We start from the raw sequence: 20,484 nt of genomic DNA, 5'->3' as shown, positions 1-20,484 counted from the left end.
AGGCAATACGCTGAGAGCCCCGGCTGCCTTTAGCGAATCGAGCGCTGCTTACAATGGTAAGCGCCCCCAACTCCCTCGAAGAGCGACCTGCCAGGCGGTAAAGGTTGCCACTCCATGACTCAATTGCCACGCATCCGACTACCGCTCGAAAGCTACAACCTTAGCCTGCTGGTTCCTTATTACTAAAAGCTCCAGCGAACCGTCGCCAAGCCGATCAAGGGCCGCGAAGAAATCAGGCAAGGTCGAGACCGGATGGCCATTCACCTTCTGAATGAGATCTCCAGCCACTAATCCGTTCGTCGCAAGACCAGAACCTGCCGGAGCATCCAGGATCGCAATCCCCCCGTCTTCCTTCGAAACGCCGTAGGCTGAAAACTCTTCTCCATCCAGGCTGTGAATTCTTCCGCCTTGCCAAAAGGCATCGACCGCCTCCTCGCCATCCTCGACAGATACCATGTTGAGAGGCGGGATATCGGGCGTACGAGCGATCGCCTTTAGCGAGGGCTTCTTGACGCCGAACTGGTCCATCGGAAAATTCTCGAAGCCGTAATCGAAAGCGGGAGACCCGTCCTTCAGGCGAAAGTCGCCGTTGGCAGGATCGACGAACTCCAGCTCCGCCACCAGAGCATTGTTCTCCCAGTTCCAAGCCTCGTCGTACTCGGTGATCGACGGGTCGTTCGAGTGAAAAATGTTTCCGTCTACTCTCTTGCCGCCGAATCCCACGCGAATTTCCTGGTGGGGAATCATGAAGATGTTGCTGAACACCTCGTCCCCACTGTTCCTGAACCAAACGTGAGGATGGAAGCCGTTGTTGACGGCGATGTTATTCCAGGCCCGCCGACGGAAGCCTTCGCGAAACTTCAATCCACCGCGGAGCATGAGATTATTATAGATATCGTAGTTACTAGAACCATCGTCTAGATCGATATCCCAACCGTGGTCGCAACGCCAACGACTGTTGCGAATCACAGTGGTTTTCATAGCATCCAGAAACGGTAGGTCCGGATCCTCGTCCACCGCCGCTTGCGTCGCGGTCAAATGGTCGTTCCTCCAAAAACGGTCGCGGCCCCAGGAATTGAACGAACCATGGTCATGCGTTTCCAAAACCGTATCGAATACATCGCACCGTTCGATCAAATGGCCGCCCCAAGTCCCATCGCTGATATTGATGCCTGCTCTAGCGGTGTCGTAGATCGAGGTGTCTCGCACCGTAATCCCCATCGCCATAGAGATCTGCACCCCCGCCGGCTGTCGCTCCACCGTCCCTATTCCATGAATCAGGCAATCCTCAACAATCCCGCCAGACGGATAGTTGTTCGTCTTGGGTCCCACCGTACGATCGATCTTCGAAAGGTCATTTACCTCTGCGTATTCAAATAGCGGATCGCGTACCGCATCCGGATCGCCCACGAAACAGACCCCGCTCGCACCTACGTCGTGAATATGGCAACCGCGGACCAAAGTGTCGCGATTGTATTCGTTTACGAAAATCGCATTTCCTCCGACTTGATCGAATTCGCAATCCAAAATGCTCACATCTTCCGTCCCGCTTAGCTTGAAAGCCCCACCGCGGTAGATCGCCCAATCCGACCGAAGCAGCGGTTCCTTGGTATCCATAAACGTACGGGCCGCATGTCGCGCCACGAAGCCCTTTAGCGTAATGTGACGAACTGGCTGCGACTCGGATCCTTGAAACTCCACGAGGTGCCTAAGGCGGACAACCTCCACCTTCGCCTCTTCTAAGCGTTCTCCAGCGATTGGCTTGTAGTAAAGCGTATTCGTTTTCTGATTATGAAACCATTCTCCCTCCGCATCGAGTTCCTCGAATATATTCTCAACCATGCGGTACTCTTCGTGCATCCCCATTTGGCGATTGTTTTGCCAACCTCCCTCGAAGGTGACGTTACCCTCATCATCCTTACCCGTTATGCGGTAATGGTAGCCGCCCCAGCGCGATATGTGCATCGCGTGAATGTATCCGCCCTCCGGATCTTCCCACCGGGCCGCCCGTTCCTTGGAAAACGCATCCGCCGCAAAACCTTGGTAAGCCTGGGCCTTCTTGCTCGGATCGTAGTTCGGATAGCGGGCCATGCGCTGGCTCTTACCGTCTATGAAAAGCTGATCGATAGCGAGCCCCTCCGGCGTAATCGCCTGATAAATACCATCCCGATACGGGCGCCACTTTAGCTCAAGTCTAGAACCACCACTGAGAATACTCTCCCCCTCGATCTCCGCTCGGTAGACGACCTCGTTTCCCTCGCTCCCAGAATCCTTCGCTTCAAATCGCAATGTCTCAGGGAGGTAATAGACTCCAGGGCGAACGATTACTTCGATCGGTTTATCGCCCAGTTCGCCCGACTGCCTTAAGAAGTCTCGAGCTCCCGCGAGCGAGGCAAATGGAGAGTCTTCCGTGCCCGGGTTTTGGTCATTTCCTTGCGGAGCGACATAATAGATGGACTTAGCCCCACAACCATAAAGAACGGAGCTTAGAAGCGCGGCCGCTAGAATCTTGGGAACGGTATTCGAAAAGAAATTCATTTATTGATGACGTATTCTGAAAGGATTCAGAGAATTATCCTTTTTGTATTAATATGGTCACTACACATCCCCGACCTGAGGATCGACCGATTGCCTTTGAAGCATCCCTCCTGAAAAACAGAACGCTCTAGAGCGTTTTTCGTTTAGTTAGTCTTACTGTGTGATGAGGGAGACGCGGCGTGCCCGGCGGTCCCGCCCTACCTTATGCGAATGATCAAACGAAAAATGCTCTAGCGTGCCGGGACAGGAGAGCTACCTACCGACATTGGCAGTAGGCAGCCCCATCATAGTATAGACTAAAGTTTTGCCCGGACCCCGAAAACGAGGCGGCGACCGTTGTCTTCCAGGTTGCGAAGCAGTCCGAAGGAATTGACCTGACTCAAGGTTTCTTCCGTCAGATTGAGCCCCTCGAGGAAAAGCGTCACATTTTCGTTCAGCTTGTAGTCAGCCGACAGGTCAAGCTGCGAGTACGCTTCGGTGAATTCGCCATCGCCGAAATAGCTAGCGTTGCTTACGATGAAGTCATCGCGGTAGTTGTAGGACAGACGGAGGCCGAGCTTGTCGTTCTCGTAGTAGGTCACGATGTTGTAGCTATTTTCCGAGAGCCCCGTGATCGGCAAAAAGGGACCGTCCTCAGAAGCCTGGACGTCGTCGGCAGTAACCGCCGTGTAGTTAGCCTGGAAACCGAGTCCTTCCGCGATGAAGTCGAGCGGTCGCGTCCAAGCCACTTCGAATCCGAAGAGATCGGATCCCGCGCCGTTGTCAGGCTGGAAACGGGTGAATTCTGCGGTTTTCTGAACGCCTTCCGTTTCGTCGAAATACGACACCTGCTCCTTGTTCGTGGCGGAAACGATGAAGGAATCAATTTTCTTAACGAAAGGAGAGATCGTGAACAAGCCAGCGTCTCCATGGTACCATTCCAGCGAGAGGTCGAACTGGTCCGCTAGGAACGGCTCCACAAACGGGTTGCTGGAGCTGATCGAGCGAACGTTCACGTTGTACGATGTCGCAGGAGAGAGGATGCTAAGCGACGGGCGGGACATGACTCGGGCCGCAGCAAAGCGCAGGAGGACGTCGTCGGAAATGTAGTACTTCATATTGAAGCTGGGCAGGATTTCGCTGTACGAACGCGACATCGAGCTATTGCTAGACTCCACGTTGGTAACCGCGCCACCTTGATTGAAGGACAAGGTGGAAACATCCGGGAAAAAACCGCTAGAAGTCTGGTCTGTAGTCACGTATCGAATACCGAAGTTACCGCTCAGGTTCTTTTGGGCATCCTCGAAGTTGAGTTTCACGTACACTGCCGTCACATCCTCATCTACCGTGTATTGTCCTGGACCACCTTCCGAGATGGAGCCCGCTTCTATGAGTTGATCGAGGGTGACCTCCTCGAATAGAGCGGAGGTGTTGCTCGCCAGGTAGCTTGTCGGAAAATTGATAGGGCCGTCATAACCGCCGAAGAAATCGCTCGGCGTATTCAGAACCATGAAACGGCTGGCGTCGTAGCTGCCGCCCTCGATGCTGGGATCAAAGGCTTCACCCAGCAAATTCGCGACCGCCTGTCCGCTCACGCTCAGTCTACGCGCTCCGGAGAACTGCTCACGCGTGCTGTACTTGGCGCCAAACTCGAGCTTGGACAGCGAAGTGTCCCCAAGGAAACCAATGTCCAAGTCACGATCTACATCGATACGGAAGTCGGTGTTCTCATCGCGAATCGCACGATCAAGATTACCGTTTACTCCGATACCGCGGAAGGCCGTCGCATCCGCAGGATCGAAGCCGGACGCATAGCGTATCGCAGGGATCGCGCCGATGTCATCACGGACATCGTAGGAAGCATGGGCGCGGCCGATCGTCGCGTGGGCGAGGTTCGTCTGAAGCCGCTCCGAGTCGCTGAAACTCGCCTCCGCTTCGATCACCCAATCACCCATCTCACGATTGCCGCCAATGGCAACGGTGAGCAAGTCGTCGGTGTAGCTGTTTTGACGCGAATTGGATCTCCAGTCAACGCCATCGACTTCCAAGTAGTCGGCAAAACCATCCGCACTGTCGCCCGTCATTGGGCTCGCCACAATATTGCTGTCCGTCACTTCGCCTCGAATGTTAGTCCAACGAAACGAGTTCAAAGGCAATTCCCCTTCGACATCGAATTCGGACATCATGGTTTCGATCCAGAAATCGGTCTCCTCGCTCGGACGCCACTGTCCGGTCGCCAGGAAAGTCTTCCTCTCACGCGTTTCGGGAGCGGCCGCATAATTCGTAGCGTGGTTGAAGCGGACGCTGTCCTCAAAGTCCCCGTCCAAATTGTAGTCGATTTGTGGAGTCGGTCCTCGGGAGCTTTCGTTCCCAAGCTCAGCCCCGAATGCTTGGAACTGGTGAGTCTCTAGAGATCGTTTGTCGTAGTGGGCGCCAAAGGTGAAGCCGAATTTTCCCTCGCTGAAAACATCACTGAAGAGAAACGAGACTTTCGGATCCGTACTGCCGGAGTTTTCTTCGTTTACGCCGGATACGGTGGCCGAAAACAGGCGCTTGCCCACGTCGATCGGTCGCGGGGTTACCACCTTTACCGTCGCGGAAATCCCGCCTTCCTCCAAGTCGGCAGCGGGCGACTTATAGACCTCCAATCCGCTTATGAACGCGGAAGGAATTATGGTGAAGTCGAAGCTGCGCGATCCGTTGGGCGACGGCAAGGTGTGCCCATTGAACTGAACGCGAGTGAAATCCGACGGTAGTCCTCGAACCGATACGTTCTGCCCTTCCCCGCGATTTCGCGTGATGGTCACGCCCGAGATACGCTGCAGCGACTCAGCGAGATTCTGGTCGGGGAACTTTCCGATGTCCTCCGCACTGATGGCGTCAACGAACTCAGGCGAGTAACGCTTGATCTCTTGGGCCTTCGTAATGCTGCCTCGGATACCGTCAACGGTATAGGCTTCGAGTTCAAAAATACCGTCGTCGGCCTGGCCGAACGCTAACGGACTTAGAAGGGCACTGCTGACGAGTGCGAACCGACTCAATTGGGTACGGTTAAACAAGCTGGGGTGCACAAGCTTTTTCATATAGGCGAGGTAGTTTAAGTTAGGGTTAAAGGCACACGTCGCAAACGAAGCGTGCGGGGTATGTTCGTCAATCGAACGCCGACTAGCATAGCGCCCTCCTAGAAGTCTTGTATCCTTATAAATTAGGACAGAGGATACCGCATAAAACGAGTATTATCTCCAACTACCTCATGGCGCGGTAGAGCTGCCGCCACTTTCGTTTTCCCCATGCGATACCTTCGATTGATTCCCCTGCTCTGCCTGCTGGCCGCGACCGCGGGCGCCGCTCCAGATGCGGCGCGCCCACTCGAAGAACAGTCGCTGGCGTTCCTCGAACAAAGACTGTCCGACATCGAAGCAGAACTCGACGAGCTCGCGAGTTACAGCCTGCGAAGCGGCGTGGGAACCAAGGGGCATCGATCTGACGGCCACGACGACCCCGACCACACGGAGTGGGTCGAAATCGAATTAGGCGAGAAAGTAGCAATCGATCAGATCGCCCTCGTGCCGACTATCCTGCGCGATACGAAACGAGGGTTCGTCGACGAGGGATTCCCTGTCGCGTTTCGAATCGTCGTGGGAACACGTGAAAACGCAGAGGAAGATGGCATCGTGGTCGCAAATTTCACCGAAGAGGACCAACTGTCTCCCCGCATCGCTCCCCTCGTCGTCCCATTTCCAAGCACTTTCGCCGATTGGGTACGGGTCGAAGCGACAAAGCTCTCGCCCCGCGGATTTGAAGGCCGCTACTTTCTACAGCTCGCCGAAATCTTCGTTTTCAGCGGCCCGGAAAACGTGGCTCTGAGAAAGCCCGTCAGAGCCTCATCCGTGCCCGCCATCGAAGTAGACCATCCGGGAGCATGGGACCGCAACCACGTGGTCGACGGCTTCGCCCCCTACTTGATGGATGCCGCTCAGGGCGAGCAAAGCGTTGCCTTCGTCGCAAAGCCCCACGACCGCCCCGTTTTTGACTTCGATCTAGGAAAGCCTCACCCCCTCAGCCAGATCCGCCTGCACACCGTCGAACAGAGTTCTACAGTTCCCCTGAGCACTGCAGGCGATTTCGGCATCCCCAAGCGCTTCACCTTGGAAGGAGCCAACAGAGAGGATTTCACCGACGCCGCTCTTCTGGTCGAACATGAACGGAACGGCATCCGTGACGTTGGTCCCATCGCCTCCTTTCCCATCAAAGCCAGTCCTTATCGCTTCTTTCGGCTGACAACGGAACCGATCGATGCCGCTTCAGCTTCCGATCCGTATCTTCGCCAGATCGGCTTCGCAGAGATCGAACTGATAGCCGACGGTAGAAACGTCGCCCTGCACAAGACCGCTTCAACGAACGCTGTGCCCGAATTCCAACTACGCGAAATAGAAGCCCTAACCGACGGACGCAACTTCTTCGGAGCGATCCTGCCCGAGCGGACTTGGATAGAACAGCTCGCACGACGCCATGACATCGAAAAAGAACGCCCCTTGATCCTCGCTGCATTGAACCAACGCTATGCTCGGCAAAAAAACACCTTGAAACTTGTGTATTGGCTCCTGGCCGTGCTGGCCGGCGGTATCATTCTGACCATTCTCATCAACCGCATCGCGAACATGCGACAAGTCGCCGCGATCAAGGAGCGGCTCGCCGCGGACTTGCACGACGAGCTGGGGGCCAACCTCCACACGATCGGGCTATTGAGCGACCTCGCCACCGAAGCGAAAAGCGATCCCGACGAACTTGATGTAATTCTACTCCGGATACGGAACCAAACCGAAAAATCAGGATCAGCCGTCCGCCACTGCACGAACATGCTCGAGGCAAACCACGCCAGCACCAATCTAGCCGAAAATATTCACCGAATCTCCAATCGCGTTATGCGAAGGCTAAAAAGCACAATCTCGATCGAGGGAGAAGAGCACTTAAAAAAGCTAAAACCGAAAACCTGCTTCGACCTCACGCTTTTCTACAAGGAATGCCTAGTAAACATCAGCCGCCATGCTGGAGCCACCGAGTTCACAACCGAGCTGAAGGCGTCTGATAAAGAAATAAGTCTCCTGGTTAGGGACAACGGACAAGGCATTTCCCAGGAAACCGCAGGCGGCATTCCCAGATCGCTGAAACGTCGCGCCCACCTCCTAGGGGCAACCATCGCCGTTGAAAAGGCCCCCTCGGACGGCACGCAAATCACGCTGAACCTCAAAACCCGAAAATGGGGGCTTCGCAAGTAGCTATATACAAAATGCAAGAAATCAAAGTAATGCTCGTGGAGGACCATCCTGACTACGCCGAAGTCATCGCGATCGCTCTCGACAAACAATCCGAAACGAGACTCATCAGCGAATACCCCACCGCGGAAAGAGCCCTGCGCAGCATCCAAAACGCGAGCAAGGCCGAGCGGCCAGACATCATCCTCCTCGACCTCAACTTGCCCGGCATGTCGGGATTGGAGTCCATTCCTTGGTTTAAGGATTATTCTCCTGACTCGCAAATCATCGTACTCTCCCAGTCCGACAAAGAGTCCGACGTGCTCGACGCCATCCGGCTCGGGGCCGCTGGCTACCTATTGAAATCCTCCTCTGTATCCAAAATCAAGGAGAGCATACAAAATGTCGCCAAAGGAGAAGCGACCATCGACAACAAGCTCGCCAAGTTCATCCTGAACACCGTCAAAAGCAACGTCTCCTCCCTCGAGCTCCCCAAGAAGCTGAGCGAACGCGAACTGGAGATTCTGAAACTTCTCGCAGATGGCCTGCTGAAAAAGGAAATCGCGGCGGAGCTCGGCATCAGCCTCTCCACCGTCGTCACGCACACCAACCGCATCTACGCAAAACTGGAAGTACGAAACACCCCCTCCGCCATCTCAAAAGCCTACAAAACCGGAATCTTCACCCCGGGAGAGGACGCCTAAGAGCAAGGCAACCGAATTCAAACGACGTCCCTGCTGTTATTCTCCAACTCCTTCCGGCCTCAGTCGCATCGCGAACCCGTGGTTCGCCTTCAGTTCCACACTCAACGAGCTTCCCTTGCGAATACCAAGCGTTTCGATTCTTACCTGCGAACGTGTATCCACTTTTTCGTCATCCGTGTAGAGCTTCGCTGCATAGTCCACTCCGTCGGACAGAAACGAGAAATCCAAATCAACAGTACGAGCGTTCTCTCCGTTGATCCCGCCGATGAACCACTCGTCGCCCTTGCGACGGGCGATCACTCCTAGTTCGCCGATCTCCGCTACGAGCACTTGGGTCTCGTCCCAGGTAGTGGGCACGGCTTCGAAGAATTCCAGCTCCGGCTCCAATCCGATTCGTCCCCACCTGACCTGCTTGTCTCCAAGATTCTCATACGACTCCAGCGGCTGGTCGTACCAATACAAAAATTGCAGCGGGCTAAAGAGGCAAACCGTCTTGGCGAGCTGAGAGGCATGCGACCCCATCTTCTCGGTCACCCGTCGATTGAAGTAGCAAACCGTATTGTCCGCTGCTCCGGCCAGCATGCGGGTAAACATCGTGATCAAGGTGTGGCGATTGGGAATCGCTTCCTCGTCGCCTCGAATCCCTTCTTGCGTGAGCAGGTTCGGATAGGTCCGCGAGACGCCGGTCGGCCGATACTCGTCGTGCACATCCACCACCATCTCGTACTCCGCCGCCTTCTCTATCGCCTCGTGCATCCAGGCCGTCGCGTCCTGGTCTCCCACCCGCACAAAGCCGAACTTGATTCCCGCTACGCCCCATTCCTTGAACAGCGGCAGCAGCTCGTCGAGCTGCTTCTCCAGAGCCCGGCGGTTCACGTAAAGCATCACCTTCACGCCCTTCTCGTTTGCGTAGTCGATCAAGGCCCGCAGATCGAGCTCCCCTTTATAGCGTTTCGGGTCGACTGTAATTGTCGTTGCGTCCGAGGCATCGTCCATCTCAGGACCATACCAACCGGCGTCGAAATGGGCGTACTGCATGTTGTGAGCCGCCACGTAATCGATGACCGCTTTGCCGCCCGTAGTGGTCAACTCGCTACGCAAAACCTTACCCGGCGTAATCCACGACGTATCCGCGACAGCGCTCGGCTGATTCAAGTTGAGGATCAAGTAATTGTTTTCCAGCAGCTCAGCATGGCTCGCTCCCGTCATGACGACTCGCCATGGGGAACGCAGCGGAAGAGGAGAGCGAATCTTCGCGACTTCGCTGCGCTCGCTTTGCAAGGCTCCCGATACCTTATCCTGCACCGTGCGGGTCATGGGACCGTCTAGACTCGAGAGAATACCAAATTCAGCGTTCGGATCCGCGTCGAAACTCAAGCGGGCAAAGTCTACCAAAGCCGCCTCCGCCAAGGCGATCACGCAATCCTCTCCCATCTCCACCACCAGAGGACGCTCCGCGCCCACTTCCAGCTGGCTCAGCGGAATCCGCCGGTACTCGCCTTGGGCCGTCAGCACTCGCCTCTCTCGCTTCGGAGTCGACCAAACCGGATAGTCCGCATCGAAGCGATAGCTCACCAGCTCATCGTCCAAAGTGATTGTATCCAGTCCACCCTGACGCGGAATTTCGTAGGAAAAGGCAACTCCCTCATCGTAAGCGCGACAAACCAGAGTCAGTTTTGCCGCTGGTCCCTCAAGGGAAACGCTCAATTCGTTGAAACGATCCGGCACGCGGCTCAGCTCGCCCAAGCGATTTTCCCATTCGCTATCCACGGAACGCCGCTGCACCGATACGACTTCGAAGGGGCCGCTGAAATCGATATCCCGCGATTCGAGACGCAAGAGCGACGGCTGCAGCACGTCACGCCCTCCATAGGAAACGGAAAAGGTAATCCCTTCCTCTCCCAACTTTCCCTCGTCAGGAAACAACACGAAGGCTTTCTCGCCATCAGGCGAAAGCAATCTAATGGTTTCCTGCTTTGCCAAAGCGAATATTGGCGCTGCCAGCAACAAGAGCCCCCAATACAAACGGCGAATAGAGTACGTATTCATGGATTCCTTACTTTCCGCTCAAACAAGCAGCTATTTCTTCTTAAAACGAATTACCAGCGCGTCCGGTCCCTTCACCTTACCGTTCACGCCGCGGTCCTCAAAGGAGAAACTCCAGCCCGCCTTCTTCGCCTCGGGACTCAGAACAAGCCCCTTCTTGAGCAACTTGCCTTCCCATTCCATCAGCACCCAGCTGCCGCTCTGCTTCGGTCCGGCAAAATCGCAGTCGAGTACCGACTTCTTCTCGAAAGTCACATCGCCTCCCTCGCCATCATTGTCGGTATCGTCTATAAAAATCTTTGTGATCCCGCCCTCGTCGACTACCGCCTTGAGCACACTGCTCGCGTTTTGAACCCAACTGCCATCCAACTTGTTGTGGCTGCCAATTCCAATTTCCGCGATGCTCGAACCCTGGACCGTGAATCCGCCCACGCCTCCGTTGTTCCCGATCACGACGCCGCGGCGAGTCTTCAAGGACCCGCCTCTGATCTCGAAAGAACCTTTGCCTCCGTCGCCAACGTAGAGGCTAAAATCACCCTTGGCTCGCGCCAGCATCAGATCTCCGCCGCGTAGGGTGTACGCTCCGCTCGAGCCCTTCCCGATACCCAGCTGCAAATAATTGAAATGGGCCTCCCCCCCGAGCTGCCCCATGACCCCGACGCCTTTCCGCAGTCCAACCGCGGTCCCGCGAGCCGCATTCTTGGTCGCCGTGAACTTACCGTTGGCGATCCAAAATTCGCCCCGACCTTTCGATCCTACATTCAGGCCATTCAGGTTCTCGTTGGACTCCGAGTTGAAAACCGCTTTGTCCTCCTTCGAAAGGTTGATCAAGGCAGCCTGCTCGCCCGCAGGCACCGCCCCTGCGCTCCAATTACGAGGATCTACAAAATTGTTACTTCCGCCCTCGTTTGTCCATTTGTTCTCCTGGGCAAAAGAAATCGAAACGGAAAGGACGCAGGCAGACGCGAGGGACAAGGCACGAAGGGGAAGGTTCATCTTGATTTTTGGGTTGTGGGTATTGAGGTGACGACGCAAAGCATCCGCGATGCGCGGCTTCAGGGAGGAAAGAGAAGCCCCAAGCCCAATGAAAGAACCTGAGGGAACAAAAGGCACCTAACGCAACCGCCTTCGACCAGTCGAATCAAGCCCACTTTACATTGGTAAGCAGACGAAAATCCCAAAGGCGTCCCCATCGCTCTCCTTCCCGCTAATGGCGAAACTCACTTCAACAAGAAACTCTAGGTCCTCGGCACAGCAGGCCCCCCAGCCTGCCGCCCCATCCAGCTATCGTATCCTACTTTCAGATACAACTCACTTGCACTAGCAATAAGGCATGCGAAGAGGCAGCCGCAGGATCCCTCAAGCACCTTGCGAATCAGCAAGGACTCTCAATGCCTTTTGACTCCATTACCCCTATAACAGGGCTCCCAAAGAGAAGCCTCAGGGGCAACATGAAAGTTTAGTCACGAAAGGAGCCATTAATCCCTTTGACCGTAGCGCATATCTTCCACCTACCTAAGGTGCCAGCACCCCACAATCCAATGCCAATGCACCCTCCACGTATCCCTCTAAATCACACATAAAATGCACTTACTCATCTGGTCCCTGCTTTTCGCCGGTACCCTCTCCCTCTCGGGCTGCAGTTCCGTCGGTCAACCCGAGACAACAGGCAACGAAAAGACAGAAAACGGCTCCATCGCCGAAACCGCTAGCATCTCCACCGACGATTCGCGCCCATCGGAGCGGATTTTGTTTGTAGCTCCGGACGGAGACGATGAAGCGACCGGGTCAGCCGCCGCGCCGCTCGCCTCCATTCAGGCAGCGGTGGACCTGGCCAGACCAGGCGACGAAATACGGGTGAGGCCAGGCGTTTATAACGAACGCGTGTTAATCCAAAAGGGAGGTGTGGCAGGTCAACCGATCCGCATCCGCGGTGAAGCAGGCGCCACCATCGACGGCAGCCTTCCGGTCGTTCTAGACTGGACTCCTGCCGCAGACATCGGACCGGGCGTTTGGGTCACCCCCATGCCCTTCGACCCACGTTGCGTAACGGTAGACGGACAGTTCCTGACGCTACTCAATCAGGAGCGCGTGACCGCGGAAAGCCGCCCTAAACCCAACTGGCTCTGGACCACTCTCTTCGTGGAGGGCGTCGACTCCCGTGGCCAGGGCGCCACCTGGGAAGGAGTGAACGGATTGGGGCTTTACTTGACAGAGGGAAATCGGTTCTACGTGCGCTTAAAAGACCAGGCCAATCCTGCCGATTACACCTTTGCATTTGCCCCCAACGAACCCGCCGTGACGGTGGACGGCGCCTCCCATCTCGAGGTCTCGGGTTTCGATATCCTGCACACCCCGCTTGGCGTGGAGATAGTGAACGCTCGCCAAGTCGTGGTAGATAACTGCCGGATCGGACCGACCCGAGAAGGCGTCGGTCTCGGGCCTGAGAGTCAGGACTGCATCGTGCGCTATTGCGAAATCTTCCAAAACCCCTACAGCAACTATTTACCGGAAGCTAACTCCTGGGAGACTTGGGCCGCGCACAAGCGTGGCGGCTGGTGGGACATGCGGGGTATCAAAATCGAACGGACTCGCGGAGGCCATGAGGTCCACGACAATTACATCCACCACCAGTGGGATGGCATCAGCAGCATGGGATGGCTGCATTGGGACTCCACCGCTGAAGAGCGTTTGAGCTGGGCGGAGTTCAATCAAAATCTGAACATTCACCACAACCGTATCGAGGACATGAACGACGACGCCCTCGAACCCAACAGCGCAGAGATCAACTGCCAATGGCATGACAACCTCATCGTCCGCAGTCGGTGCGCCCTCAGGGTCAAAGTGATCGATGCCGGTCCACTCTACATCTACCGCAACCTGTTCGACGACAACCGCGAAGACATTCGCTTCTACGGAGAACTCGAACTCAACCCGGCAGAAGTCTTCATCTACCACAATACCAGCACCGCCCGTACGGCCATTATGAGCAACAAAGTTAGGGGCATAGGAACCCCCAACTACTTCGTCTACAATAACCTGTTCTATGCCCAGCAGTGGTGGGGCAATACCGGTGGCTCCGTGGAGCCGAACTGGCATGGCGACTACAATGTATTCGTCCGCCAAGCGAATCATCCGGAATGGGAGGAAAGCAAATCGATCGCTGAACGCCTGCCCCAAGATGCGAATAGCCTCTGGATCGACGACCCTGAACTGCCCTTCGCATCTCTCGACCCTCTGGATCTTTCATTGACCGAGCAAAGCCCGGCACGCGAGGCTGGAACCAATCTAGATTCCGTCTTCGGCCGCATCCTGCCGGGCCTCGAAAACTTAACCTACCGGAGCGAGCGCCCCGATGCGGGAGCGGTCCCCTTCGGACAAGCAATGCCCACCATCCCGCGACCTCGGGTCCCCTCTTTCCACCCTTCCACGGGCGACACTCCCTGACCAACTCACCGTCTAGGGAACGCAATGAGGAAGGGAACGCTGAGGATGACATGAAAGCAGTTATCAGCCCTGAGCGATCACCCCGACGGTTCCCGTGTATGAATGGAGCAAATACCACTCCCACCTCGACGGAACAGAGCAAGGCTACCGCACGAGGTTCTCAAACTACAACATGGTAGGTAACCCCTTTCCGTTGCAGTCGAGACTTCGGGCAACCGGTCCGCCCCACCTAGCCGCGACAGCCTCCTTCTCCGAATCTAGGCATTCGCAACCCGCGGCCATCATCGAGCGGCCTCGATCGTTCTGCCGTAACTGGGATGTCCCTGCTAACGGGTACCGACTCAGTCCATAGACATGACGAGCCTAAGACAACAAACGGAAGCGCAGATAGAAAAGACACGCCAGGCAAAGCCTGAGTTCATGCAAGCCATCGATGACATCATGGCCACAGCACGGAGTTTCGCAGAGGGCAAGGAAGCTCTCGAAACGGGACAAAAAGCTCCGGACTTCTCCCTGCCCGACGCTGCCGGCAATACCGTCTCGCTTTCGCAGCTGCTGAAAGAGGGCCCCGTGGTCCTAAATTTCTACCGCGGCAGCTGGTGCCCCTACTGCAACTTGGAACTGAAGGCCCTGCAGGAACGCTTGCCTGAGATCAAGAAGCTGGGAGCGACCTTGGTCGCGATCAGCCCCGAAGTCCCCGACGAGTCCCTATCGCCTGAAGCGATCGCGAACCTGACCTTCCCCGTGCTTTCCGATCAAGATGCCCAGGTCGCGGCGAAATACGGTATCGCATGGCAAGTGCCCGAGCTGATCCTGGAGCACATGCGCGCGGACCGAAACCTGGACCTCAAGCAGATCAACAACGGAAATGGCAGCGTGCTTCCCATACCGGCAACCTTCGTTCTCGACGGTCAAGGCATCGTACGCTGGCGACACGTAGATGTCGACTACCGCAAGCGAGCCGAACCGGACGACATCCTAGCAGCCCTCGCAGCGCTTGCTGACTGAAGCCGCTCTAACAAATCCTCACGGGTTTGCCCTCTCGCTCGCGATCACCCGACCGTTTTCCTCTACCGTCATCGATACAAGCGCATCGCCTTCTCCGTCGAGGCCGGTGATTTCGATAGTGTCGGTCTGGCCGTTCGTCTTCTCGACCACGAGCTTCGTAGCGCTCAGGGCTCGGACGCTCTTGATCACGGAATCGTCTTCGTGCAGCTCGACTAGAGATAGGAAACGGGCTTCGGTACCGCTGGAGCGGGTGGCGATGATCTTGCGGTGGATATCGTCGCCGCCGACTGGGTAGTCGCCGCCTAGGGTGGCTTGGAAGCGTGACGCATTCTTGCCCCTCAGGTCGATGCGAATACGGCCTGGTTCCCGGCGGCTCTCCGGCTCTGCGGCCAGCGAACGAGCGTAGTCTTCGCCAAAGATGCTGACCTTCCCTCCGGCGTAGTCCTTATTTGGAGACGCAGCAGGGGCGATATTCTGCAGCTCGACCGCTTCGACGGTGATCGCCGTTTGCTTGCCGCCTGCCGTTACGAGGACCGGACTGCCGAGGAAGATTGTCTTCGCGTCCCTCGCCTTTTCTACGCGAGTCTCGATTTCGAGCGTATCCACATTCTTCACGTCCACGTCGATATCGATCTTGCCCAGTATCCATGGAGCCAACTTCCCTTCATCCAGGATCTTACCGTCGCCGATGACCTTGTAGTAAAGGTGCCGGGCTACGTTCAACGACTCCGGATAGTTGCCCACCATCACCTCCGCCTGCTTCGGCCAGAGGGAATAGTAGTCGAGATTCATAACCCCAGGTTCGGAATGGGACTGGCGGCCGCCCATCTCGCCCTTGGACCAATCGAGCACGAAGCTGGCCTGCACTGTACCTGTGGTGGAATACCAATCACAATTCGTGATAAACTGGGCGCTGCTGTACGGATCCGGATCCGCCTGCGGCGTGTGCTTGAGAAAGACCTTCTCCTCGGCTGCCAGATTAACGAGGCCTTTGCTGTTGAAGAGATTGTCGAAGTCGTGTTCCTGCTCTCCCTTCAAGAAGTCGGCCATGACCACGTAGTCGTTGGTTACCACGATCAGGCGACGCTGCAGGATGGGCTCCGAGGGTGTGCCAGTATCGCCTTGCGGACGCGGGTTCTTCGGGGTCGGCAGCCAACGGGCTTCCTCCCAGGACTTTTCCTCCGGCATCTTGAGAGCGTAAGGCGTCTGCCCGCCATAGGGCGGATCGATCCAGACGGTTTCGATTTCGGTGGCGGAAACCTTCATCAGTTCGCCGTCATGAAAAAGGATGCGGCGGTCGTCGGCGGGCTTTTGCATGCGGTGGTCCACTACCGTCATGTTATGCGAATCCGAGGCCTGTACCCACATTTTGAACATGAACGACCAGTAACCGTACCAAGAGGCTTCCGTGTTGTAGTGGCTGCGTCCATACCGCGAGAGCGACAGCAGACTGGTCTTGTCGAAATGCCCATGGTAGCCGCCGTGCGTGCCGTAGCGCTGCACGACTTGATAGCGTTCGCGTGGCTCCTCCGCGTTCGAACGCAGCACGGCGAAGCCAACGTTGTCGCTGACATACGATGCGGCGCCCAGTTCGCCGTCGACCTCAGGCAAGTCCGCCACCCCGTAGAGCAAGTCGCGGTTCTCCATGATCTTCAACAGGGGAACGTAAGCCGGATCGCGCCACAGGTAGTATGCCAAGTCATAGCCAAGACCTGGCTTGTTGTTGGAACCATCGGTGAGATCCTTGCCCCCCGAATCGGCTGACGCGAATACCACGCCACGCCAGTCCGCCATTGGAATCACCGCGTCCCAAATGTCCTTCAGGCCACGGTAGCTCCGGGTGCTCGGCCCCTGCCGCTCAAAAGACATGCCAAGGAATTCGCCGCTCAAGGCCCAGGGCGAAACCATGATATGCTTGCCGTACTTGGCAGGGACTTTCCAATCCTTGAGGTTCAGCCCCCACGGTTCGAGCCCAATGGCAGCCGCATTGAAGATGTCGCCAGTTAGCAAATTATAGTTTATCGTGCCTTCGAAGTAGTGGCCGTCGTCAAGGATGCCCTGCCCCACCAAATCAAGGATGCCGCCTGTTCCATAGAGGTAGCGCTCCACCTCGGCGAAATCCTGCATGACGAGGCCATTCAAGAGCGCCCCGACCGCCATGCCGTCCTGATGGTTGTTGCCGTCGCCGGTGGTGAGCATGTAGTCCGCCCAGCGGCTGAAAAGCCGCATGGCATGCTCCATATTCGCGTGATCCTGCGCCGAGAGCGAGGGGTGATCGTACATCAGATCGTAGGCGCGGGCGAGATTGAGAAAGAAGTTGCCGCGATGCACGAAAGCTCCGCTCACCCGATTGGTCGTGGGGTAGCCCGTTTCAGAGTCCGCGAACTCCCGCAAGAAGCGGGTAACCTTCCTGGCCAGCTCCTCATCGCCACTGAGTTTCCAAGCGATAGCGCAGCGCAGCGCATCTTGAGCCACCGTGTGATTGTAGCTGTAGTCTCCGCTCGTCCGCGGACTCGGCACCCGCCAGCGTTTGGCTGTATCCAAATATTCCTGCTTCGCTTCCTTGGCCCACTCCACCGTCGCAGCCTTTTGCTTCACCTTCTCCCAACCTTCTTCGGTGTGGATCAGGTACGGGTGCGGCAGCTTGCGAACCGTAATCAAGCTCAGCTCCTCCTTGAGATCGCCGCGCCCATCGGGGATCACCGTCACCGTACGACGCTCGCGACCGCCTGGAGCAACCAGCTCATTCATCTCAACCGTCATCTCAAGCGAGCGGCTCTCCCAGGGGGCCAGCGACAGCTTAGTCGCGGAAAGCTCCGTCGGACAGGCTTCCCATCCGGTGTTCTCCAAGGACAAGGTTACGTTTCGCGTTTGCCCCGTTTCGTTCTCCAGCAGCAGTTCATAGGAAACGGTTTCCCCGACCTTAGCTGGTTTCGACTTCACGCTCGCAGAGATCGCTACCCGCTTGCTCTTCTTAAGCCGCGGCTGGCTGACAAGGATCGAATCCGCATCTCCGCTCGCCGACAGGCTCACGCTCTGGATATACTTCCAAAAGGTTCCTTGGTGACGCAAGTAGTCGAAATCCCGCAGAGAAAAAACGACAGTCTGCCACCCGCTTCCTTGTACGGTCAATTTCGAGGAGAGCGAGTCCACGTAATCCGGCCGGCCTACCTTCAAAGGATAAAGGGTGCATTCCAACTCTAGCGGCTGCTCGTTCGGCAGCTTCACCTGAAACTCCAGGTAACGATAGTCGTACCAATCCTCGACTCGCACCGCGTCGAGCATGTCGGAGAAATGAACCGTTTCGCCGCTCGAATAGGTCTTCGCCTCCGTGTATTCAAAATCCGCCTTCCCCGGAATACTCAAACGGGCCGCCAGTTCGCCGTCTGGAGCCTGCTCGCTCGTCGGGCTCAGCCCACTCCAGTTTTCCAAGGTCTGGAAATCTCCCACCTTAGCCGTCTCCGCCCAAGCGGAACTGCAGCATGCGGCTACCCCAACAGCAAGGAACGCGATCAGGCTTCTCATCAGTCGGCTTGCTCCAGCGGTACTACAAAATTCCAAGTGTTCTTTCCGTTTCCGAATCCGCCCGGCCCGTCCATCACCGCGAAACTAAGGTGGGTCAGCTTACCGTCTTCCAGCAGTCCCTGAACACGCTCGAGCTGTCCCATTTCGACTTCGGTCCCATCGTCCCATTTGATGCTTCGAGTATAGGCCAAAGGATTTTTCCCTATTTCCCAATTTAGGCCATCCTTGGAGTGAGCCAAGATTCCAGCGTGATGCTTGCCGCCAATTACCCCCCGCATATCCTTGGCCAGCATGTGGTATCCGGTTTCGTCATTCCATAGGTACGGATCTTCCACGACGCCGAAACGGGTATCGCTGAAAATCGGTTCATCCATGGCCACCGTGTACGGACCCGTGTAATGAGGGGCTTTCGCCACTCCCAGCATCATGTCGCTTTGATAGGGAAACTCGTCTTTATACTTTCTCGACTTGAAGATCAGCAGCACGCTTCCGTCCTCGTGGATAACGGGGGTCGGGTTCGAAGTTAAAAAGCTATAGAAAGTATCCGGCTTCGTATCCAAAACGGGAGCATCCAGGCGGGTCCAAGGGCCATAGGGACTCTTCGAAGTCGCCACGCCGATTCGCTTGTTCGAGCGCCCAACGATTGAATACTTGGATCCAAGCGTCACCTCTTCCGGACGCTCAGTGGCTTCCTCGAAAGGATGGGTGGATCCCATGTAGAACAGCACATAGGTATCGCCATGCTTGAACACCTTCGGGTTATGCTGGGAACGGCCATCCCAATACTGGGGATGACGCTTCCCAAGCGCCACGTCGCTAAACTCGTAAGGCCCAACTGCCGTATCCGAAACCGCATGCACGATCTCCGAAGCCACCATCCAACCGGGATGGAACTTCAAAGTCTTCGGCCAACGGGAAACGTACATATGATACTTCCCGTCGTCGCCCTTCACGATCGAGCTACCCCAAACCCAGTAGCCCTCCTGCCTGAAGCCGCCGTCAACCGGCACCACGCCAAAGCGTTCCTTCAAATCCATATCCCATTCGTCAGGCTCGGCGAACCCGAGCGTTGCAAAAGCGAAGGCGAAACAAACAAAGCAAAGCGTAATTTTCTTCATAACGGCAATTTCTAGCGACTCACGAAAGGGGTATCCATTTCCTACTTACTTTAAACAAAACATACGGTCAAGTCAGCGTACCCAATCCTTAAGGACGCTGGCATCCTTGAGGAACTGATCCGGGTCGTCATTCCTGACGAACTCCATCAATGCATAGCGCTGAAAATCTCCGCCAAGCGGCACCTTCAAATACTGCTCCCACTCCTTCGCGCCCTCTTCGAGCGGACGACGATCGGTCGACTCCCCCCAGGAACCGGCTCCCGGGCGGAACATCCATTGGAATACATGCAGATTCAGGACTCGGTCCGCGAGCTCCCGCAAGCCCCGCAAACGGTACTCCGGATCCGTCAGCCAATAGATCGGTTGCCAGTAAGTGTAGAGGTTCGGGTGCTCGACTTCCCGCAATAGCGCCTGAGTCGCCCCGTTGCTGTCGGATAAGGTATTCGCGTGAAACTCCAAACCGAGCCGAACGTCTTCCGCAGCCGCCATCTCGGTGGCCTGTCGCAGGTGCGCGACAAGGGTCGCTCTCTCTTGCGAGCTAAGTCCGTCGGACGGCTGGTGCCCTGCCCAAACCCGAATCGTATCGGTACCCAAAGCCTTAGCGCTTTCCAAGACCGGCTCGAAGGGCACGGCTGCCCCCTTCTCGTCGACTACCTTCCAGTAAGAACCGTAGGACGACACTTCCAAGCCCGCATCCTCGGTCACCTTCCGAACCTCCCGGGCCACTGCGCCCTCGCCAAAAGGCACATGCACATCGCTTCCCCATTCGATCGCATCCAGCCCCGCTTGCTTAACCAAGCGGACCAGCTCTTGGGCATTCAAGCCCCGAAAGGAAATCGAACACAATCCAGTCTTATACTTCAT

Annotated in this window: 11 protein-coding genes; 4 read left to right on the top strand and 7 right to left on the bottom strand. The window is 56.3% G+C overall.

What is annotated here, in order from left to right; all coding sequences use genetic code 11:
• Positions 1-138: 138 nt before the first annotated feature.
• Positions 139-2,538, bottom strand: coding sequence for a right-handed parallel beta-helix repeat-containing protein (locus QEH57_RS22505; protein WP_309009052.1), 2,400 nt, complete (start codon positions 2,536-2,538; stop codon positions 139-141).
• 296 nt (positions 2,539-2,834) lie between these two features.
• Positions 2,835-5,600: a TonB-dependent receptor gene (locus QEH57_RS22500; RefSeq protein WP_309009051.1), complete on the bottom strand. Its 2,766-nt coding sequence runs from the start codon at positions 5,598-5,600 to the stop codon at positions 2,835-2,837.
• Between the two features lie 207 nt (positions 5,601-5,807).
• On the opposite strand from QEH57_RS22500, the gene QEH57_RS22495 reads away from it, so the two are divergent.
• Together QEH57_RS22495 and QEH57_RS22490 are read left to right on the top strand one after the other, a co-directional pair.
• A complete protein-coding gene (locus QEH57_RS22495) occupies positions 5,808-7,796 on the top strand; it encodes a histidine kinase (protein WP_309009050.1) in 1,989 nt (662 codons plus the stop codon).
• An 11-nt stretch (positions 7,797-7,807) separates the two neighbouring features.
• A complete protein-coding gene (locus QEH57_RS22490) occupies positions 7,808-8,476 on the top strand; it encodes a response regulator transcription factor (RefSeq protein ID WP_309009049.1) in 669 nt (222 codons plus the stop codon).
• Positions 8,477-8,512: 36 nt separating this feature from the next.
• Here QEH57_RS22490 and QEH57_RS22485 read toward each other — a convergent pair whose 3' ends face one another.
• Together QEH57_RS22485 and QEH57_RS22480 are read right to left on the bottom strand one after the other, a co-directional pair.
• Positions 8,513-10,525: a glycoside hydrolase family 97 catalytic domain-containing protein gene (locus tag QEH57_RS22485; protein WP_309009048.1), complete on the bottom strand. Its 2,013-nt coding sequence runs from the start codon at positions 10,523-10,525 to the stop codon at positions 8,513-8,515.
• Between the two features lie 30 nt (positions 10,526-10,555).
• Positions 10,556-11,518: a hypothetical protein gene (locus QEH57_RS22480; RefSeq protein ID WP_309009047.1), complete on the bottom strand. Its 963-nt coding sequence runs from the start codon at positions 11,516-11,518 to the stop codon at positions 10,556-10,558.
• A gap of 588 nt (positions 11,519-12,106) precedes the next feature.
• Between QEH57_RS22480 and QEH57_RS22475 the strand changes: the two genes are divergently transcribed.
• Positions 12,107-13,969, top strand: coding sequence for a right-handed parallel beta-helix repeat-containing protein (locus QEH57_RS22475; protein ID WP_309009046.1), 1,863 nt, complete (start codon positions 12,107-12,109; stop codon positions 13,967-13,969).
• Between the two features lie 354 nt (positions 13,970-14,323).
• Complete coding sequence (locus QEH57_RS22470; protein ID WP_309009045.1) at positions 14,324-14,977, top strand: peroxiredoxin-like family protein; 654 nt, start codon at positions 14,324-14,326, stop codon at positions 14,975-14,977.
• Positions 14,978-14,995: 18 nt separating this feature from the next.
• On the opposite strand, the gene QEH57_RS22465 is transcribed toward QEH57_RS22470, so the two are convergent.
• From QEH57_RS22465 to QEH57_RS22455, 3 genes are all read right to left on the bottom strand, one after another.
• Positions 14,996-18,502, bottom strand: coding sequence for a hypothetical protein (locus tag QEH57_RS22465; protein ID WP_309009044.1), 3,507 nt, complete (start codon positions 18,500-18,502; stop codon positions 14,996-14,998).
• Positions 18,502-19,620, bottom strand: a complete 1,119-nt coding sequence (locus QEH57_RS22460) for a glycoside hydrolase family protein (RefSeq protein WP_309009043.1) — start codon at positions 19,618-19,620, stop codon at positions 18,502-18,504. Before QEH57_RS22460 ends, QEH57_RS22465 begins: the two co-directional genes overlap by 1 nt.
• Before the next feature lie 72 nt (positions 19,621-19,692).
• Positions 19,693-20,484 carry a TIM barrel protein gene (locus QEH57_RS22455; RefSeq protein WP_309009042.1) on the bottom strand — a complete coding sequence of 264 codons (792 nt, stop codon included), beginning with the start codon at positions 20,482-20,484 and terminating at the stop codon, positions 19,693-19,695.

Origin of the sequence: Pelagicoccus sp. SDUM812005 (genome assembly GCF_031127875.1) — a bacterium.
Taxonomy (GTDB): Bacteria; Verrucomicrobiota; Verrucomicrobiia; order Opitutales; family Opitutaceae; genus Pelagicoccus.
The sequence above is the reverse complement of the archived record's forward strand: the minus strand, read 5'-3'. Positions and strand labels throughout refer to the sequence as shown.

What these genes read in the sequence shown, in the direction of transcription:
- QEH57_RS22505 (WP_309009052.1), bottom strand. Translation starts at nt 2,538, where the DNA reads ATGAATTTCTTTTCGAATACCGTTCCCAAGATTCTAGCGGCCGCGCTT.
- QEH57_RS22500 (WP_309009051.1), bottom strand. Translation starts at nt 5,600, where the DNA reads ATGAAAAAGCTTGTGCACCCCAGCTTGTTTAACCGTACCCAATTGAGT.
- QEH57_RS22495 (WP_309009050.1), top strand. Translation starts at nt 5,808, where the DNA reads ATGCGATACCTTCGATTGATTCCCCTGCTCTGCCTGCTGGCCGCGACC.
- QEH57_RS22490 (WP_309009049.1), top strand. Translation starts at nt 7,808, where the DNA reads ATGCAAGAAATCAAAGTAATGCTCGTGGAGGACCATCCTGACTACGCC.
- QEH57_RS22485 (WP_309009048.1), bottom strand. Translation starts at nt 10,525, where the DNA reads ATGAATACGTACTCTATTCGCCGTTTGTATTGGGGGCTCTTGTTGCTG.
- QEH57_RS22480 (WP_309009047.1), bottom strand. Translation starts at nt 11,518, where the DNA reads ATGAACCTTCCCCTTCGTGCCTTGTCCCTCGCGTCTGCCTGCGTCCTT.
- QEH57_RS22475 (WP_309009046.1), top strand. Translation starts at nt 12,107, where the DNA reads ATGCACTTACTCATCTGGTCCCTGCTTTTCGCCGGTACCCTCTCCCTC.
- QEH57_RS22470 (WP_309009045.1), top strand. Translation starts at nt 14,324, where the DNA reads ATGACGAGCCTAAGACAACAAACGGAAGCGCAGATAGAAAAGACACGC.
- QEH57_RS22465 (WP_309009044.1), bottom strand. Translation starts at nt 18,502, where the DNA reads ATGAGAAGCCTGATCGCGTTCCTTGCTGTTGGGGTAGCCGCATGCTGC.
- QEH57_RS22460 (WP_309009043.1), bottom strand. Translation starts at nt 19,620, where the DNA reads ATGAAGAAAATTACGCTTTGCTTTGTTTGTTTCGCCTTCGCTTTTGCA.
- QEH57_RS22455 (WP_309009042.1), bottom strand. Translation starts at nt 20,484, where the DNA reads ATGAAGTATAAGACTGGATTGTGTTCGATTTCCTTTCGGGGCTTGAAT.